Below are 16,977 nucleotides of genomic sequence, written 5' to 3'. Positions count from 1 at the left end.
GGGTGTGGTCGGATCCCCGTTCCTCCGGTTGCGGCCGTGGCGCACATACGGCAGACAAGAGGAACAAACCGGGGCAAAAAGGGAGATGAAACGTGCACGCACCGACACCTCGTCAGGCGCCGCGTCGTCACGCACCGGCTCGTGCGGCCCTCTTCGCCGCCCTCGGACTCCTCGCCGCGGCCTGCGGAACCTCCGACGGGGGCGCGCAGACCAAGGGGCCCGTCGCCGAGAGCCAGGAGGTCCGCCTCCAGCCCGTGGCCTCGGCGGGCCCCGACCCCTTCACCAGCTCCTCCGCCATGGGCGAATCGGCCCCCGTGCAGCCCCCGGTGCCCAACGCGACCGGCCAGGGCATCCGTACCGTCAACGCCGCCACCCCCGGCCTGTACGGCGGAACCCAGCGGATCGGCAGCTGCGACGTGGAAGCGCAGGTCCAGTCCCTCACCGCCGACGACGGCAAGGCCCGCGCCTTCGCCGAGGCCTCCCAGGTGAAGCAGGAGGAGATCCCCGAGTTCCTGCGCGGCCTCACCCCGGTCGTGCTGCGCGCCGACGCCCGGGTGACCAACCACGGCTTCGCCGGCGGCAAGCCGAACGCCTTCCAGTCCGTCCTCCAGGCCGGCACCGCCGTCCTGGTGGACGCCCACGGAATGCCCCGGGTCCGCTGCGCCTGCGGAAACCCGCTGCTGGCGCCGCGCGCCGCCCAGGGGGCCCCGGTGCTCAAGGGCGACCCGTGGACCGGCTACCAGCCCAACCAGGTCGTGGTCATCGAGCCGACCGCACAAGTGATCAACAACCTGGTCATCGTCAACATCACCGACAACACCTGGATCGAGCGCAGGACCGGCGACGACGGAGCCCAGGACCGCGCCCCCGGGACGCCCCCGCCCTACGACCCGGCCGACGGCATCCCCGCCGGACCCGTGACCCCGCCGGGCACCTCCCCGGCCGATCCCTGCCCGACCCCGGACAGCAACAGCCTCGCCCGTACCTCGCCGCCCGTCCCCGGCAAGCCGAGCCCCGGGCAGAGCCCCGTACCGAAGCCGGCCGACTGCCCGCCGGGCGCCCCGCAGACGGTCCCGAACACCCCGGCGGTCCCGAACACCCCGGCGGTCCCGGACACCCCCACGGTCCCCGACAGGCCCTCGTCCCGGACCCCCTCGGGGCCGCCCACCGTCCCGCCGCCCGCCTCCGACGTGCCCACGGACGTGCCCACGGACCTCCCGTCCGATCTGCCCGGCCGGACGCCGGGCGACCCGGGGACCCTGGTGGGCCCGGACGGATCGACGCCGTGGCCGACCGATCCGAACGCCCCCTACGACCCGTTCGCGGAGCCGTACACAGACCCGTACACGGACCCGTACACCAACCCGTACACCAACCCGTACGTCGTCCCCGACCAGCAGCCCCCGGCCCCGAACGAGACCCAGTACCTGGAGAGCGCCTGACCGGCCCGTGTGTCATGGTGGACCGGTGCCGACCGCCGTATCGCTGCCGGACGACTGGCCCGCACACCCGGACCGGTCGCTCTCGCTGAACCGCATGGGGAGTTTCGACTGGGACCTGGTCACCGGTCTCATGCACATGGACTCCGCGGCCCTCGAGGTCTTCGACACCACCCCCGAGGAGTACGACGGACGGCCCGAGTCGCTCTCGCCGCGCGTCCCGCCCGCCGAGAGCGTCCGGCTCGACGCCCTGGTCTCCTCCGCCCTCAAGAGCGGCGTCGACAGTTACGGCGCCTACTTCCGCATCCGCTGCCGCGACGGCCGGCTGCGCTGGACGCACACCCAGGGCCGGGTCATGCGCGGCCCGGACGGGCGCCCGTACCGGATCATCGGCATCGTCCGGGACGCCACCGAGGAGCTCAGCCACTCGGCGGAACGCCTCGGGCTGGACGAGGAGCGGCGCCGGCAGACGTCCGTGGTGGAGAGCACCACCGCCGCGCTCGCGCACGCCCGCACCGTCCAGGACGTCATCGACGTGCTCGGTGACGCCCACGGCATGGAACGGCTCGGCTCGATGGGCATGGTGATGGGCCTGGTCGAAGCCGGCCGGATCCACCTCGTCGCCGAGGGCCCGGCGGGCAGTTTCGTCCCCGGCACCCGCTACACCCGCATCGACGAGCAGTACCCGATGAGCGAGGTCGTCCGCTCGCTCCAGCCGCGCTTCCTCGACTCCGCGGCCGAGTTCGCCGCCGGCTATCCCGGGCTCTGGTCGAAGATCTCCTCCATGCACATCTCGGCGGCCGCGTACCTGCCGCTGATCGCCCAGGCCCGCCCGATCGGCGCCATCGGCCTGCTCTACCAGGACAAGGACGGCTTCACCCAGGACGAGCGGAACCTGCTCGTCGCGCTCGGCAGCAGCATCGCGCAGAGCCTGCAGCGGGCGATGCTGCTGGAACAGGAACACGACTTGGCGGAAGGGCTGCAGCAGGCGATGCTGCCGCGCCGGATCCCGTCGGTGCCGGGCGCCGAGATCGCCGTACGGTACCGCTCGGCCCGGATGGGCCAGGACATCGGCGGCGACTGGTACGACGTCATCCCGCTGCCCGGAGGCCGGGTCGGCGCGGTCATCGGCGACGTCCAGGGCCACGACACGCACGCGGCGGCCGTCATGGGACAGCTCCGGATCGTGCTGCGCGCCTACGCCGCCGAGGGGCACTCGCCGGGCACCGTCATGGCCCGCGCCTCCGTCTTCCTGCACGAGCTGGACACCGACCGCTTCGCGACCTGCACCTACGTCGAGGCCGACCTGTCGACCGGAGTGCTGCAACTGGTCCGGGCCGGCCACATCGACCCCCTGCTGCGCACCGTGGACGGGGGCTGCGAGCGCCTCGCGCTGGAGGGCGGGATGCCGCTCGGGCTGTCGGCGGAGTTCGGGCGGCTGGAGTATCCGGTGACCACCGTGGAGATGGACCCCGGGGAAACGCTTCTGCTGTGCACGGACGGCCTGGTGGAACAGCCCGGAGCCGACCTCGACGACGGCATCGAGCTCCTCGCCTCCATGGTCCGCACCGGCCCGGCGGACCTGGCCCGGCTCGCGGACCGGCTGTGCGAGGTCGTCGACGACCGGGGCGGCGACGACGACATGGCGCTCCTCCTGCTGCGCCGCGAGGTCGAGGACGTCCCGCAGGGCGGCGGCCGCCTCCAGCAGCACGTGGCCCCCGGCGATCCGGAGGCCCTGGTATCGGCCCGCCACATGATCGGCGCGGCGGTCCGGGCGTGGGGCGCGCGCGACCGGGCCGACGAGATCGAGCTGATCGCGGACGAACTCATCGTCAACGCCCTCATGCACACCGACGGCCCGGCCATCGTGACGCTGCGCGTCCTGACCGGCCCCCAGCGCCGGCTCCGGGTGGAGGTCGAGGACCGCTCCAGCGCCCTGCCGAGGCGCCGGGAAGCCGGCGACTCCGGGGTCTCGGGGCGCGGCCTGATGCTGGTGGATCGGCTGGCCGACGTCTGGGGCGTGGAGTCCCGGGGAAGCGGCAAGTGCGTGTGGTGCGAGTTCACGATGGTGTGAGTCCGCGGCGCCCCGGCTCGCGCTCCGCCCGGGGGCACGGCAGGCTGGGGGCATGCCCGAGCTGCCCGAGGTCGAGGCCCTGCGGGAGTTCCTCGACGAGCACCTCGCCGGGCGGGTGGTCGAGCGCGTCCTCCCGCTCGCGGTGAGCGTGCTCAAGACCTACGACCCGCCCCTGACCGCCCTCGAAGGACGGCCGGCCGGTCCCACGGCCCGGTACGGCAAGTTCCTCGCCCTGCGGATCGGCGAGCTGCACCTCGTCACCCACCTCGCCCGGGCCGGCTGGCTGCGCTGGACCGACAGCGTTCCCGCGCAGCCGCCGCGCCCCGGCAAGGGGCCGCTCGCGCTGCGCGTCGTACTGGAGGGCGGCGGCGGTTTCGACCTCACCGAGGCGGGGACCCAAAAGCGGCTCGCCGTCTACGTGGTCCGCGATCCGCAGGAGGTCCCGGGCATCGCCCGCCTCGGCCCGGACCCGCTCGCCGAGGGCTTCGGCCGCGAGGCCTTCGGCGCACTGCTCGCGGGGGAACGGCGGCAGATCAAGGGCGTGTTGCGCGACCAGAGCGTCATCGCGGGCATCGGCAACGCGTACAGCGACGAGATCCTCCACCATGCCGGGGTCTCGCCCTTCAAACTGGCCGCCTCCTTCGACGGGGCACAGGTGGACCACCTGTACGCGGCCGTCCGCGAGACCCTGCGCACGGCGGTCGAGCGGGCGCACGGGGTGGCGGCCGGCCGGCTCAAGGCCGAGAAGAAGAGCGGGCTGCGGGTGCACGGCCGCGCGGGCGAGCCGTGCCCGGTGTGCGGGGACACCGTCCGCTCGGTCTCCTTCGCCGACTCCTCGCTCCAGTACTGCCCCACCTGCCAGACCGGCGGCAAGCCGCTTGCGGACCGCAGGCTGTCGAAGCTCCTCAAGTAGCAACGCGCCGGCGACCGGACGGGCCGTACGCGGGCCTTTCCGCGGCCGGGGAGAGCAGTAGACTCCGCCCCATGGCCGAGCCGCAGCAGCCGCCCCGGCGCGAGATCGTCACGGGTGTCCCGCGGGGCACCCGCCGCCGGCCGCCCGCGCACACGCCGGCCTGCTCCGAGATCTCCGAACAGACCACCCTGGGCGCCACCTACGTGCGCTCCCTCATGCGCAGCCAGCTCCGCGCCGGACTCTGCGCCCTGGCCGCGCTCGCCGTCCCGGTGGCCCTGCTGCCGCTGCTGTTCCTGCTCCCGTGCTTCGCGTCGGGCCCGCTGGTCTGGATCGTGCTCGGGGTCCTGGTGTACCCGGTGCTGTGGTGCGTCGCCCGGCGGTACGTGATCCGGGCCGAGCGCAACGAGGCCGATTTCACCGGGCTGGTCACCGACCACACGGAGCCCCCGGGCCCGCGCCGGGCGGGGTAGCCGCCGGCCGGGGTGGCCGCCCGGGGGATGGCCGTCCGGGTGGTGACCGTCCGGCCCGGCCCCGCCCGGTCAGAACAAGTGCATCGCCAGGTGCCCCAGGGGGAGGCCCAGCTGCCAGGCGGGCGTCCAGACGCGGGCGTTCTCGTCGAGGCCCGGCGGGGTGTCTGCGTGGCCGTGCCGGCCCGGGTCGAGGTTGGTGGCGAAGAGCTCCGTGTGGTCCAGCCAGCGCCAGGCCGCGCGGGCCAGTTCCAGGTCCGGGTCCTCGCCGCTGCCGCGCTCGCGGGCCTCTTCGCCCAGCGCCAGGAACCGGGTGTGGACCCAGTCGCGCCAGGGGTGACCGTACGCCGTCAGCGACATCCACTCGTCGAGCTGGGAGACGACCCGGATCCCGGAGAGTTCGCCGGCCGCGTCGGAGAGGTAGATGGTCAGCGCGAGCGTGTCGCGTCCGGCACGGAACTCCAGGGTGCTGACCGGGATCAACCGGCCCGTGCGCAGCAGTTCGTCGGCGATGTACTCCGCGTAGAGCCACGCCATGGGCACCGCGAGCCCACCGTCACTGGTGCCGTTCGTACCCTCGGGCTGCACCGTTCCACCTTCTCCCGCATGCGTCGAGTCATCCCGCCGTCAGCGCCGAGCCTTCCTTGCGGGGCTCACCCGATGGGGGATGTTTACTCAACTTGAACGGTCCGGTGCTGAATTCGATGCGGTTTGTGTCCGGTTCACGGGTGTTCGGGCCAGCCTTTGGCGCATTGACCGCGTGTCGTCGGGCCTCAGGCGCCGAGTCCGTAACCGTACCCCTGGAGTCCCTTGCGCAGGGCGCGCAGGGCGTAGTGGGTGCGGGACTTGACCGTCCCCGCCGGAATGCCCAGCTCCGCCGCGGCCTCGGCCACCGAGCGGTCCTGGAAGTAGACCTGCATCAGCACCTCCCGGTGCTCCGGCCCCAGCGAGCCCACGGCCCGTCGTACGTCGATGGCCGTCACCGAGCCCGCCACCGCGTCCCCCGGCGCCGCCGCGTGCTCCAGCCCCTCCGGATCCACCTCCTGCGGCCGCGACAGGCGGGCCCGCCGGGCGTCGATGGCGATCCGCCGGGCCACCGTGAACAGCCAGGGCCGCAGGGATTCGTACCCGCTCGCCAGGACCTCGGGATGCTGCCAGAGCCGTAGCAGGGTCTCCTGTACGAGATCCTCCGCGCGCTGGGCGTCCCCGGCCGTGAGGCCCAGCAGGAAACCGAACAGGGCACGTCCGTGTTCGTGCTGGAGTTCGGCCAGCGCCTCGGGGTCGGTGCGGCTGAGGGCGGGGGCGAGGGGCACGGGAGGCTCCTTCCGGGGGTCGGTCCGGGTTGCGTTCGAGGTCGACGAATACACCCTGACCTGCACCGGGCCGCCCGGGAACCGTCCGGCCCGGGTGGTGCGCCCAAGCACCCGGGTCATCCGGTGGGCGGCCGCGCGGGGCGTTGAACGGTCGAACGGCGCGCCGAACGGCCATTGGAGTGAGTGCGCGGCCGGGCGGCGGAGCCGTCCCTTGACTCGGGGCGTCTCTTTCTATGAATTGACAGGTGATCAGATAGTCGGATTTATTGAGGAGAGCCGGGACAGATGACCGCGCGCACCCGCCACGCCCTCGCACTCCTGACCGCCGTGGTGCTCTCGGCCGTCGCCGGCTGCTCCGCCGGCGACGGCCCGGCACCGGCCCGCCTGGTGGGCTCCCCGCCGGGGCGGGGCCCGTCCGGCGCCCCCGGAGCCACCACGGCGCCCGCCGCGAGGGGCTTCACCCTCGTCGCGAGCGGGGACGTCCTGCCGCACGAGTCGGTCATCCGGCGCGCGGCCTCCGACGCGGACGGCGAGGGCCACGACTTCCGGCCGATGTTCTCCGGGGTCAAGCCGGTGGTCTCGGCCGCCGACCTGGCGATCTGCCACATGGAGACCGTCTACGGGCCGGACGGCGGTCCGTTCACCGGATATCCCGCCTTCCAGTCCCCGCCCGAGGTCGCGGAAGGCCTGAAGGACGCCGGGTACGACGGCTGCTCCACCGCCTCGAACCACACCCTCGACGGGGGCGGCGAAGGCCTGAAGCGCACCCTCGACACCTTCGACAAGGCCGGTCTCAAGCACGCAGGTTCGGCCCGCACGGCGGCCGAGGCGAACACCGTGACGATGTACACGGCGGGCTCCGCGAAGGTCGCGCACCTCGCGTACACCTACGACACCAACGGCTACCCGATGCCCGACGGCCAGCCCTGGGCCGTCAACCTGATGGAGGAGGAGAAGATCGTCGCGGACGCGCGGGCCGCCCGTAAGGCGGGGGCGGACGTGGTCCTCGTCAGCCTCCACTGGGGCACCGAGTGGCAGACCGAACCGGACGAGAAGCAGCTCTCGCTCGGCAAGGCGCTGACCGCGTCGCAGACCGGCGGCCGTCCCGACGTGGACATGATCCTGGGCACGCACGCCCACATCCCGCAGGCCTACGAGAAGGTCAACGGGACCTGGATCGTCTACGGCATGGGCGACCAGGTCGCCGGCGAGATGTTCAACGACACCGGCGCCCGGGACCTGCGCGGCAACTACGGCTCCATCGGCCGCTTCACCTTCGCCCCGCCGGCCGCCCCCGGGCAGCGCTGGCAGGTCACCAAGGCCGAGTTCGTCCCGCAGATGATGGACCTCGGGGCGGGCCGGGTCGTCAACCTGCCCGCCGCCCTCGCCCAGAACCCGGGCCGCGAGGACTACGAGGACGCCCGCGACGAGATCACCGGGGCCGTGCTCGGGCGCGGCGCGGCCAAGGACGGGCTGACGATGGCGAAGTAGGCCTCTACGGGGCGGGGCGGGGCTGGGCGGGCCTGGGTGCGGCTGGGCCCGGCGCGGCGCAGCTGGACCCGGCCCGGCCCCCGCCCCCACCCCCGCCCGCCGCGGCTAAGGCACCACGGTCACCGGCCAGCGGCCCGCCTTCACCAGGCGGACCGCCACCGACCCCACGATCCGGTGCCCGGCCTGCTCCGAGGCCCCGACCACCACCGCGTCCGCCGTCAGCTCCGCCGCCGCGCTCACCAGCCCGGCGTACGGATCCCCGCGGAAGGTGTGGAACTGCCAGCGGACGTCGTAGACGCCCTTGAGGCGCTCCGCGGACTCCCGGATCTCCGCCACCAGGCCCTCGGCGATCTCCTCGGTGGCATCGGCCACCGGCGCGCCCAGCGAAGCCCCGGCCGGCATCACCGGCTGGACGTACACCAGCGCCAGCAGCGCGTTCTGCCGCCGGGCCAGCCCCGCCGCGTAGGCGGCCGCGCGGAGTGAGGACTCCGACCCGTCCACCCCGGCGAGGATCACCTTCGGGCCGTCCGTACCGCGCTCGAATCCCGTACCCACGTGCTCTGTCACCCTTCTGAGGCTAGGCCATCTCTTTCGGATCTTGCCGGGCCCGCGATGCCAGGCACGGCACCAGACGCCGCGGGCCCGGCCGACAAGATCCGAAAGGGACGGCCTGACCGGCTCGCCGCGCGAAGGGGCGCGGCCCTCCCTACAGTGCGAACCATGAGTGCCACCGTGGAGGAGACGCGCGGGACGCGCGGGACCCGGAACCGCTTCCTGAACCGGGTGCCCGATGCCTTCGGGGCGTTCTTCGGAACGCTAGGGCTGTTCTGCGCCCTGCTGGCGCTGTCCCCGACGCTGCGGCGGCTGCTGCGGCACATCGTGCGCTTCCTCGACGCCGTCGTGGTCCCGGTCAGCGCGAACCTCGCCTACGCCGTCTTCCTCTTCCTGCTCGCCGCGGCACTCGGCATGCGCAAGAAGGTCGCCTGGTGGATCGTCGTCACCTATTTGGCCCTGCTGGTCCTGACCGACGTGCTGATCATCGCGGACGAGGACTACTGGGTCGGCTTCTCCTCCATGGCCATCGCCGTGGCCGCCCTCGTGATCCTGATCGTCGCGCGCAAGGAGTTCAACGCCGCCTCCCGCCCCGGAGCCCTGTGGCGGGCCATGCTCGTGCTCGGCCTCGGCCTGCTCGCGGCCGTGTTCCTCGGTTGGGGCCTGGTCGCGCTGTTCCCCGGGACCCTGCCCAAGGGCCAGTGGCTGGACTGGGCCGCCAAGCAGGTCATCGGCGGGCTGTTCTCGGGCCGCGAGTTCGACGGCCACCCGCCCAGGCCCCTGTACTTCCTGCTCGGCCTCTTCGGCGCCCTCGCCCTGCTGAACGCCGCCGCCACCCTCTTCCGCTCCCAGCGGCTGACCGCCGCCCTGCACGGGGACGAGGAACCCCGCATCCGGGCCCTGCTCGGTGCCTACGGCCGGGCCGACTCCCTCGGATACTTCGCCACCCGGCGCGACAAGGCCGTCGTCTTCGCCCCGAACGGCAAGGCCGCCGTCACCTACCGGGTCGAGGCCGGAGTCTGCCTGGCCAGCGGCGACCCCGTCGGCGACCCGGCCGCATGGACCCCCGCCATCGACGCCTGGCTCACCGTGGCCCGGCGCTACGGCTGGCAGCCCGCCGTCATGGGAGCCTCCGAGGACGGCGCGACCGCCTACGCCCGCTCCGGGCTCGGCGCCCTCCAACTCGGTGACGAGGCGATCCTGCACGTCGCCCACTTCGACCTCGACGGCCGCGACATGCGCGTGACCCGCCAGGCCGTCAACCGGGTCAGGCGCACCGGAGCCACCACCGTCATCCGCCGCCACTCCGCCCTCTCCGAGGACGAGATGCAGATGATCGTGGACCGGGCCGACAAATGGCGCGACACCGAGACCGAACGCGGATTCTCCATGGCCCTCGACCGGCTCGGGGACTCCGCCGACGGGGACTGCCTGCTCGTGGAGGCCTTCGACGACAAGGACGAGCTGATCGCCCTGCTGTCCTTCGTGCCCTGGGGCAAGGACGGCATCTCCCTCGACCTGATGCGCCGCGACCGCGCCGCCCCCAACGGGGTCATGGAGTTCATGGTCGCCGAGCTCTGCGCCGCCGCCCCGGGCCTGGGCGTGCGCCGGATCTCCCTCAACTTCGCCGTGTTCCGCTCCGCCTTCGAGGAGGGCGGCCGGATCGGCGCCGGACCCGTCCTGAAACTGTGGCGCAAGCTGCTGCTGTTCTTCTCCAAGTGGTGGCAGCTGGAAGCGCTCTACCGCTCGAACGTCAAGTACGGCCCCGAGTGGTACCCGCGGTTCCTCTGCTACCAGGACGCCGGCTCGCTCGCCCGGGTCAGCCTCGCCTCCGGCATCGCCGAAGGCTTCGTCTCCGTGCCCAGCATGCGCACCCTGTGGGGCAACGGGCACCCGCGCGGGCTCACCGCACCCGCCACCACGGCGGGCCTGCCGCCCATCGACGCCCTCGGGCTGGAATCCGTGGAGGAGGGGGGCGAGGGCGGGCAGGAAGAGCGGCTGCCCGAACAGGTCCGGGTCCGCCACGAGAAGCTGGAGCGGATCCGCGCGTCCGGCACCGACCCGTACCCCGTCGGCATCCGGCAGCGGACGCACACCGTCGCCGAACTGAAAGCCGCCCACCCCGGCCACCCCGCCGGCACCCGGACCGGATCCCCGGTCACCGTCGCCGGCCGCGTGATGGTCGTGCGCGACCTCGGCGGCGTGGTCTTCGCCGTCCTGCGGGACTGGTCCGGCGACGTCCAGCTGATGCTCACCCGGGACGAGGCGGGCGCCGCGGCGCTCGGCACCTTCACCTCCCAGGTCGACTTCGGCGACCACGTCGTCGCGAGCGGCGAGGTCGGCGCCAGCAGGAGCGGCGAACTGTCCGTCGTGGTCGACTCCTGGCAGCTCACCGGCAAATGCCTGCGCCCGCTGCCCGACAAACGCAAGGGCCTCGCAGACCCCGAGGCCAAGGTCCGGCGGCGCTACCTCGACCTGGTCGCCAGCCCCGAGGCACGTGACGTCGTACGGGCCCGGTCCAGCGCGGTCCAGGCCCTGCGGCAGGGGCTGCTGGAGCGGGGCTACCTCGAGGTCGAGACCCCGATGCTCCAGCAGATCCACGGCGGAGCCAACGCCCGGCCGTTCCGCACCCACATCAACGCCTACGACCTCGACCTGTACCTGCGCATCGCCCCCGAGCTGTACCTGAAGCGCCTGTGCGTGGGCGGCATGGAGAAGGTCTTCGAGATGGGCCGCACCTTCCGCAACGAGGGCGTCTCCTACAAGCACAACCCCGAGTTCACGATGCTGGAGGCCTACCAGGCCTTCGCCGACTACGACGTGATGCTCGACCTGACCCGCGAGCTGATCCAGAGCGCGGCGACGGCCGCCTTCGGCTCGCCGATCGCGCACAAGGCCGGCCCGGACGGGAAGCTCGTCGTCCACGACATCTCCGGGGCCTGGCCGGTCAAGACGATGTACGGGGCGATCAGCGAGGCGCTGGGCGAGGAGGTCGACGCCGATACGGAGGAGCACGTGCTCCGGCGGCTGTGCGACCGCGCGGCCGTGCCGCACACCCCCGAGAACACCCGGGGCGACGTGGTCCTGGAGATGTACGAGCGGCTGGTGGAGGAGCGGACCAAGCTCCCCACCTTCTACAAGGACTTCCCCACCGACGTCTCCCCGCTCACCCGGCAGCACCGCAAGGACCCGCGCCTCGCCGAGCGCTGGGACCTGGTCGCCTTCGGGACCGAACTGGGCACCGCCTACTCGGAGCTGACCGACCCGGTGGAGCAGCGGCGCCGGCTCACCGCCCAGTCGCTGCTCGCGGCGGGCGGCGACCCGGAGGCGATGGAGCTCGACAACGACTTCCTGGACGCGCTGGAGTACGCGATGCCCCCGACCGGCGGCCTGGGCATCGGCGTGGACCGGCTGGTCATGTTCCTCACGGGCCTCACGATCCGCGAGACGCTGCCGTTCCCGCTGGTGCGGCGCGGCTGAGCGGCACTGCTGAGCGGTGCGGCCGACCGGCGCAGCCGTGCGCTGATCGGGTGAGTGCAACGGGGCGCGTCCGCGCCTCTCGACATCTGCGGGGATGTCGTTGATACGTAGTAGTAATGAAAAATGACGAGCCGACAGTAGGGCGACGCGTGCTCCTGCGCTCCGCCGTCTTCCTCGGAGTCGCCGCGGCCGCCGGACTGCTGACGGGCGGCGAGAGCGACTTTCCGGCGCCCGGAACCCAGGGCGCGCCCGCACCCCTGCCCGGCGGCCCCGGCGGCCCCGCGGGGCCGGGCCCCCTCGCCGGACCCCCCGGGCGCGCGCAGCAGCTCCCGCGCGGATCCGCGTACCGGCTCCAGCCCATGGCCTCCGAGGGGTTCCCCGAGCGTGCGCATCCGGCGAAACCCGCCGTACGCACCCGGCCGATCCTCCAGCTGCCGGCCGACGCGAGCACGGCCGGCGCCATGACGCTCACCTTCGACGACGGCCCGGACCCCCGCTACACCCCGGGCATCCTGGACACCCTCGCGCGCCACGGCGTCCGGGCCATGTTCTTCGTCTGCGGGGAAATGGCCGTGGACAACCAGGACCTGCTGCGCCGGATGGAGGCCGAGGGGCACCTCATCGGCAACCACACCTGGACCCATCCGCAGCTCACCCAGCTCAGCCGGCCGGCCATGGCCTCCGAGATCGGCCGCACCAGCGAGATCGTGGAAAAGGCCGTCGGAGAGGCCCCGATGTGGTTCCGGGCGCCCTACGGAGCATGGAACCGGGCCGCCTTCGAGATCGGCGCGGAGCTGGGCATGGAGCCGCTCGCCTGGACCGTGGACACCCTCGACTGGACGGAACCCGGCACCACCACCATCGTGTCGCGGGTCCTCAAGGGGGCGGCGCCCGGAGTCATCGTGCTGAACCACGACGCGGGCGGAAACCGTTCGCAGAGCGTGCAGGCGGTGGCGACCTACCTCCCGCAACTGCTCGCCCGGGGGTACCGGATGACGCTGCCGGCCCTGCCCGCGCGGTGACGCCGTAGTGCTGGTGGCGACGCCGTGGTGGTGCCGTGGTGGTGCCGCCGTCGGGGCCGGGGGCGCGTACCCCCGGCCCGACGGCATTCGCGTACGACGCGTCTCGCGTCACCAGCCGGTCAGCGGACCTCCACCATCCGCGCGAAGACCACGACGTTGCCGTCGTAGCCGCGCGCCTTCGAGTAGCCGCCGCCGCACGTGATCACCCGGAGTTCCGGTTGTCCGGTGTCCCCGTACACCCGGGCGCCGGGGAAGGCGTTCTTGGCGTACACCTCCACGCCGTACACCTCGAACACCGCCGTGCGCCCGTCGTAGCGCGCCACCTCGATGCGGCTGCCCTTCTGGACCGAGCCCAGGCCGTAGAAGACCGCGGGGCCCTGCGCGTTGTCCACGTGGCCCACGATCACCGCCGAACCCTGCTGACCCGGCGAGATGCCGTTGAGGTACCAGCCCGCCAGGTTCTTCTCCTGCGGGGGCGGTGCGTCGATCCAGCCCGTCGCGTCCAGCCCGACCGTCATCACCGGCGCGTCCACGCTGATCGACGGGATGCGGATGCGCTGCACCGACGAGTGCTCCAGCACCTCCACGTTCGGAGCCGTCACGGGCGCCTCGACGGGCGCCGTCCGATCCGCCTGCGGCGCCACCGTCGCCCCGGCCGACGCTCCGACCGCCGCCGCGGCGGCCGGCTGCGGAGGTCCGGCGCCCACATCGGCTCCGTTGCGCATCATGGCGAGGCCGGTGAGCATGACCAATGCGATGGCGCCCCAGGGGGAGCGCCTCCTCGGTGGCCTCTCACTCTCGTCCTCGGTCATGGTTCTCCCTTCCCGACGCGGGGGTCCCGACCCGCGTTCCTGTCCCACCCCTTTACGCCCTACTTCACGCACGCTAAGGCGGTGCGCGCGGGACGGCGATCGGGGAGGGGCGAACGGGTGGTGGGGCCGGAAGGGGTGCGCCCATCCAGGTAATCGTCACATAAATGCCTGACGGGTCGTGACCTGCGGATCCGTCAGCAAACACGTCCGCGCTTCGGCGTGTCGCTCAACCTTGCGGCCCAAAGCCGGAAATGCGCTGGTTGCGGACCGCCCCGAGGGTTCGTGATGGGAGGCGTTCTCGTCGATCTGCCCGGGCCACCGCTCCGGGGCGCTTCCCGCTGGAGGTTCCACCATGCGTGCATCTCGCGCCCTCGCCGTGACCGCGGCGGCGTTCGCCGCCGTCGGACTCGCCACACCGATCGCCGTCGCAAATCCGCCGGGTGGCGGTGGGCCAAGCAACACGACGGTCAACCCGTACTCCGTGCACCAAGGTGCCACGATGCAGGTCAGCGCGGCCGGCTGCGGCCACGGCGGCATCGTCTCCTCGCAAGGCAACTTTCCCGACGCCAACCTGTCGGCCGGCTCCATCGGCTTCGCGACCGTCCGGATCTTCAATCACGCTTCGCCCGGACACCACACGCTGTCCGTCAAGTGCCACGACAACAGCCTCGTCGCCACGCAGCGCTTCACGATCCTGGACGGCAACGGTGCCCAGGGCGGCATCGGCGGTTCCTTCGGCCCGTCCGCCACCGAGACCGCCATCGGCGCGGGCCTCGTCGGCTCGGCGGCCCTCGGCGCCGGCGTCCACGTGATGCGCCGGCGACGCCCGATCCACGGCCGGGCCTGACCGGCCGACCTCCCCGGTCGGCCCGGACAACCGCCGGTCGCCCCGAGTCCTGGCCAGGACTCGGGGCGACCGGCGGTTGCGGGCTGTTCGGTTGGGGGAGAGGGGCGTGTTCGGTCGGGCCGGGAGGGGCTCAGTGGACGCGCCGGATGCCGCGGCGGCGCAGTGCGTATCCCAGACCCACCAGCGCGCCCAGGACGAGGCCCGCGCCGGCGCCGAGCTCCATGGGGTTGAGCCGGGCCACGCTGCCGCCGAGGCCGCCGCGGACTCCGAGGGTGGCGGGCTTGGAGGAGCTGGTACCGGTACCGGCACTCGTACCCCGCCTCGTACCCGTCGTACCGGTGCCCGCGCTGGTGCCCGTACGGCTTCCGGTGGTCGAGCTGGTCGTGGGCCTGCTAATGCCGCCCGTGATCGTGAGGTCGGCCGAGCCGTTCAGGCTGGCGGCCGACCCGTTCACGGCGTCGCAGGTGACGGAGACGGAGTACTGGGCCCCGCGCCGGGCATCCTGGTCCACGGTGACCCGTGCGGTCTTGCCCCGCTGGATGCTCACGGTGTCGAAGACCCCGGAGGAGACGGTGGCGGAGGCGGTGTCGCAGCCGCTGACGGTCAGCGTCACCTGTCCGCCGGGGGCGACCGTTGAAGGGGTGAGGGTGACTTTGGGCGCGGGCGCCGGCACGGCCTCGGCCGCGCTCACGGCGGGCGCGGCGGCGGCGCCGAGTACGAGGGCCGCACCAGCGGCGGCGGCGCCCAACAGGGCGGTGGGGGAGGTGCGTATCGCGCCCATGGTTGATTCTCCGGATCCCCGAGGAGCAGCCGCGGAACGGTTTCCGCACGTGGGGGGTCGTGCGCCTCGATGTCCGCCACGCTAGGTCCGGGCGCCGCAACCCGCGATCAGGAACGGGCGAATGGGGCATGACACTGGGCCGAACCGGGGACGGAAGGCCCGTCCCCGGTTTGCCGGACTCCGGCAGGGCCGGGCGCGGTGTCGGTCGTGCGGCCTCAGCCGTGCAGGCCCAGATGCGGGAACTGCGCGAGGAACGGCTCGGCGGTGGCGGCGATGCCCCGGCCGAAGGGGGCGTCGAAGTCCCAGATGAGGAACAGCAGGAAGGCGATCAGTGCGCTGAACAGGCCCGCCAGCAGCAGTTCCCGGAACGAACGCCTGATCTGCAAGGTGAAGATCAGCCCCACCGTCACCAGGGCTCCGGCGATCAGGCCGAACCAGACCACCCCGGGCATGGTGGCCCCGGCGCTCTGGCCGCGCGCATTGCGCGCGTCGTCGACGACGGCGACCTGGTCCACGAGCGGCTGGTACGCCTGACCCTCGTGGTCGGTCCGCGGTTCGTAGTCCGTCACATCGCGACGGATGCGATCCAGCAGTTCCCCGCTGCGGTCGGTGAGATTGCCGCTCTCGGCCATCTCCTTCCATTCGGTGTCCACGACGTAGGTCACGTAGGCGTCCACGTCGGACCGGATCCGCTTGCGCACGTCGGCCGGGTAGACCTCCGAGCGGACGCTGATCTCGTGCAGGGCCTGGGATTCCTGGCGCACGTACTCCTGGGCGGCCCCGCGGCCCTCCCAGACGCCGGCGATCGCCAGACCCAGCACGATCGCGTAGATCACCCCGATCATCATCGTCATGTACTCGATGACGTCCGGGGTCTCGCTGGGATCGTCGTCCTCGCCGATCCGGCGCTGGTTGAAGAAGGCGATGGACAGCACCACGGCACACGCGGCGGCCATCGCGATGGACAGGACGAGCCATTCCGACAAGATGACTCCAAGTCGATTACGGGGTTGGTCGCGGGGCCGCTAGCGCGGGCGCAGCGCGATGATCGCGAGCACCGCGGGGGCCGCGGTCATCAAGGTGAAGGTCACCGGTGAGATGTGGTGCTCGACCGGCTTGCGGGCCGCCGCGTGGTACGAGGGGCGTGCGACCGGCTTCTTGGGCGCGGGCGGGGGCGGCGGCGCGGGGGCCGTCACGGGTACCACCGGGGCCGGGGGCGGTTTCGGCAACGGCTTGGGGGCCGGCTTCGGAGCCGGGGGAGCGGGCGCCGCGCGCACGGGCGGCGGGGCCGGCGCGGGGGGCTTCGGCACGGGTTTGGGCGGGGGCGGCGGGGGCGGTGGTGTCGGTTTGGGCGGGGGCGGGGGCGGGGGCGGTGGCGTCGGGGTGGGAGGCGGGGTGGGCTTGGGAGGGCACGGAGGGGGAGGCGGCGGCGGGCAGGGAGGGTCGTGGTGATGACCCCCTCCGTGTCCTCCGTGCCCTCCGTGCCCTCCGTCGTGGTTGCCGTCGTGGTCGTGGTCGTGCTCGTCGTGGCCGCGACCACGACCGCCCTGGCCGGCCTGGGTGATCTGGCTGACCCTGTTGGTCTGCTTGATCTGGTCGGTCCGGCTGCTCCGGTCGGCCTGGGCGCCGTGATGTCCGCCACCCCGGATGCCCCCGGTCGCGTCGCCGGCGAGGGACGCGACCAGTCTGACGGTGCTCGCCCCGCCGTCGGCGTCGGTCGTCGCGTATGCGCTGCTATCAGCCATGGCCGGTGTTGTGGACAGTGCCGCCCACAACAGGACCGGGA

The 16,977-nt window shown here is 72.9% G+C and carries 15 protein-coding genes; 8 read left to right on the top strand and 7 right to left on the bottom strand.

Annotation, left to right across the window (positions count from 1 at the left end; all coding sequences use genetic code 11):
* Positions 1–92 precede the first annotated feature (92 nt).
* From OG904_RS02010 to OG904_RS01995, 4 genes are all read left to right on the top strand, one after another.
* Positions 93–1,442 (top strand): DUF6777 domain-containing protein, encoded by a 1,350-nt coding sequence (locus OG904_RS02010; protein WP_405486708.1) that lies wholly within the window; start codon positions 93–95, stop codon positions 1,440–1,442.
* A gap of 7 nt (positions 1,443–1,449) precedes the next feature.
* Positions 1,450–3,513 (top strand): SpoIIE family protein phosphatase, encoded by a 2,064-nt coding sequence (locus tag OG904_RS02005; RefSeq protein WP_405486706.1) that lies wholly within the window; start codon positions 1,450–1,452, stop codon positions 3,511–3,513.
* A 52-nt stretch (positions 3,514–3,565) separates the two neighbouring features.
* Positions 3,566–4,426, top strand: coding sequence for an Fpg/Nei family DNA glycosylase (locus OG904_RS02000; RefSeq protein WP_405486704.1), 861 nt, complete (start codon positions 3,566–3,568; stop codon positions 4,424–4,426).
* 71 nt (positions 4,427–4,497) lie between these two features.
* Positions 4,498–4,896 carry a hypothetical protein gene (locus OG904_RS01995; RefSeq protein ID WP_405486702.1) on the top strand — a complete coding sequence of 133 codons (399 nt, stop codon included), beginning with the start codon at positions 4,498–4,500 and terminating at the stop codon, positions 4,894–4,896.
* A gap of 69 nt (positions 4,897–4,965) precedes the next feature.
* On the opposite strand, the gene OG904_RS01990 is transcribed toward OG904_RS01995, so the two are convergent.
* Together OG904_RS01990 and OG904_RS01985 are read right to left on the bottom strand one after the other, a co-directional pair.
* Positions 4,966–5,430 (bottom strand): hypothetical protein, encoded by a 465-nt coding sequence (locus tag OG904_RS01990; RefSeq protein WP_405497700.1) that lies wholly within the window; start codon positions 5,428–5,430, stop codon positions 4,966–4,968.
* 236 nt (positions 5,431–5,666) lie between these two features.
* The gene (locus tag OG904_RS01985) at positions 5,667–6,206 is read right to left on the bottom strand and encodes a sigma-70 family RNA polymerase sigma factor (protein ID WP_405486700.1); all 540 of its coding nucleotides are present in this window, start codon (positions 6,204–6,206) and stop codon (positions 5,667–5,669) included.
* Between the two features lie 285 nt (positions 6,207–6,491).
* On the opposite strand from OG904_RS01985, the gene OG904_RS01980 reads away from it, so the two are divergent.
* Positions 6,492–7,697 (top strand): CapA family protein, encoded by a 1,206-nt coding sequence (locus OG904_RS01980; RefSeq protein WP_405486698.1) that lies wholly within the window; start codon positions 6,492–6,494, stop codon positions 7,695–7,697.
* Between the two features lie 105 nt (positions 7,698–7,802).
* On the opposite strand, the gene OG904_RS01975 is transcribed toward OG904_RS01980, so the two are convergent.
* On the bottom strand, positions 7,803–8,264 hold the full coding sequence (locus OG904_RS01975) for a universal stress protein (protein WP_405486696.1): 462 nt from the start codon (positions 8,262–8,264) through the stop codon (positions 7,803–7,805).
* A gap of 153 nt (positions 8,265–8,417) precedes the next feature.
* Here OG904_RS01975 and lysX point away from each other — a divergent pair, with 153 nt between their 5' ends.
* Together lysX and OG904_RS01965 are read left to right on the top strand one after the other, a co-directional pair.
* A complete protein-coding gene (gene lysX, locus OG904_RS01970) occupies positions 8,418–11,729 on the top strand; it encodes a bifunctional lysylphosphatidylglycerol synthetase/lysine--tRNA ligase LysX (RefSeq protein WP_405486694.1) in 3,312 nt (1,103 codons plus the stop codon).
* Between the two features lie 116 nt (positions 11,730–11,845).
* On the top strand, positions 11,846–12,751 hold the full coding sequence (locus tag OG904_RS01965; RefSeq protein ID WP_405486692.1) for a polysaccharide deacetylase family protein: 906 nt from the start codon (positions 11,846–11,848) through the stop codon (positions 12,749–12,751).
* A gap of 119 nt (positions 12,752–12,870) precedes the next feature.
* Here the strand turns inward: OG904_RS01965 and OG904_RS01960 are convergent, their stop codons facing one another.
* A complete protein-coding gene (locus OG904_RS01960) occupies positions 12,871–13,563 on the bottom strand; it encodes a class F sortase (RefSeq protein ID WP_405486690.1) in 693 nt (230 codons plus the stop codon).
* Between the two features lie 352 nt (positions 13,564–13,915).
* Here OG904_RS01960 and OG904_RS01955 point away from each other — a divergent pair, with 352 nt between their 5' ends.
* Positions 13,916–14,410: a hypothetical protein gene (locus tag OG904_RS01955; RefSeq protein ID WP_405486688.1), complete on the top strand. Its 495-nt coding sequence runs from the start codon at positions 13,916–13,918 to the stop codon at positions 14,408–14,410.
* Positions 14,411–14,540: 130 nt separating this feature from the next.
* Here OG904_RS01955 and OG904_RS01950 read toward each other — a convergent pair whose 3' ends face one another.
* The 3 genes from OG904_RS01950 to OG904_RS01940 form a co-directional block, all read right to left on the bottom strand.
* Positions 14,541–15,191 (bottom strand): hypothetical protein, encoded by a 651-nt coding sequence (locus OG904_RS01950; RefSeq protein ID WP_405486686.1) that lies wholly within the window; start codon positions 15,189–15,191, stop codon positions 14,541–14,543.
* Positions 15,192–15,406: 215 nt separating this feature from the next.
* The gene (locus OG904_RS01945; protein ID WP_405486684.1) at positions 15,407–16,177 is read right to left on the bottom strand and encodes a hypothetical protein; all 771 of its coding nucleotides are present in this window, start codon (positions 16,175–16,177) and stop codon (positions 15,407–15,409) included.
* A 39-nt stretch (positions 16,178–16,216) separates the two neighbouring features.
* Complete coding sequence (locus OG904_RS01940) at positions 16,217–16,387, bottom strand: hypothetical protein (protein WP_405486682.1); 171 nt, start codon at positions 16,385–16,387, stop codon at positions 16,217–16,219.
* Positions 16,388–16,977 lie beyond the last annotated feature (590 nt).

The organism is Streptomyces sp. NBC_00096, assembly GCF_045041305.1.
Taxonomy (GTDB): Bacteria; Actinomycetota; Actinomycetes; order Streptomycetales; family Streptomycetaceae; genus Streptomyces.
The sequence above is the reverse complement of the archived record's forward strand: the minus strand, read 5'-3'. Positions and strand labels throughout refer to the sequence as shown.

Coding starts and splice junctions, on each gene's coding strand:
- OG904_RS02000 (WP_405486704.1), top strand. CDS start 3,566: ATGCCCGAGCTGCCCGAGGTCGAGGCCCTGCGGGAGTTCCTCGACGAG.
- OG904_RS01995 (WP_405486702.1), top strand. CDS start 4,498: ATGGCCGAGCCGCAGCAGCCGCCCCGGCGCGAGATCGTCACGGGTGTC.
- OG904_RS01990 (WP_405497700.1), bottom strand. CDS start 5,430: ATGGCGTGGCTCTACGCGGAGTACATCGCCGACGAACTGCTGCGCACG.
- OG904_RS01980 (WP_405486698.1), top strand. CDS start 6,492: ATGACCGCGCGCACCCGCCACGCCCTCGCACTCCTGACCGCCGTGGTG.
- lysX (WP_405486694.1), top strand. CDS start 8,418: ATGAGTGCCACCGTGGAGGAGACGCGCGGGACGCGCGGGACCCGGAAC.
- OG904_RS01965 (WP_405486692.1), top strand. CDS start 11,846: ATGAAAAATGACGAGCCGACAGTAGGGCGACGCGTGCTCCTGCGCTCC.
- OG904_RS01960 (WP_405486690.1), bottom strand. CDS start 13,563: ATGACCGAGGACGAGAGTGAGAGGCCACCGAGGAGGCGCTCCCCCTGG.
- OG904_RS01955 (WP_405486688.1), top strand. CDS start 13,916: ATGCGTGCATCTCGCGCCCTCGCCGTGACCGCGGCGGCGTTCGCCGCC.
- OG904_RS01950 (WP_405486686.1), bottom strand. CDS start 15,191: ATGGGCGCGATACGCACCTCCCCCACCGCCCTGTTGGGCGCCGCCGCC.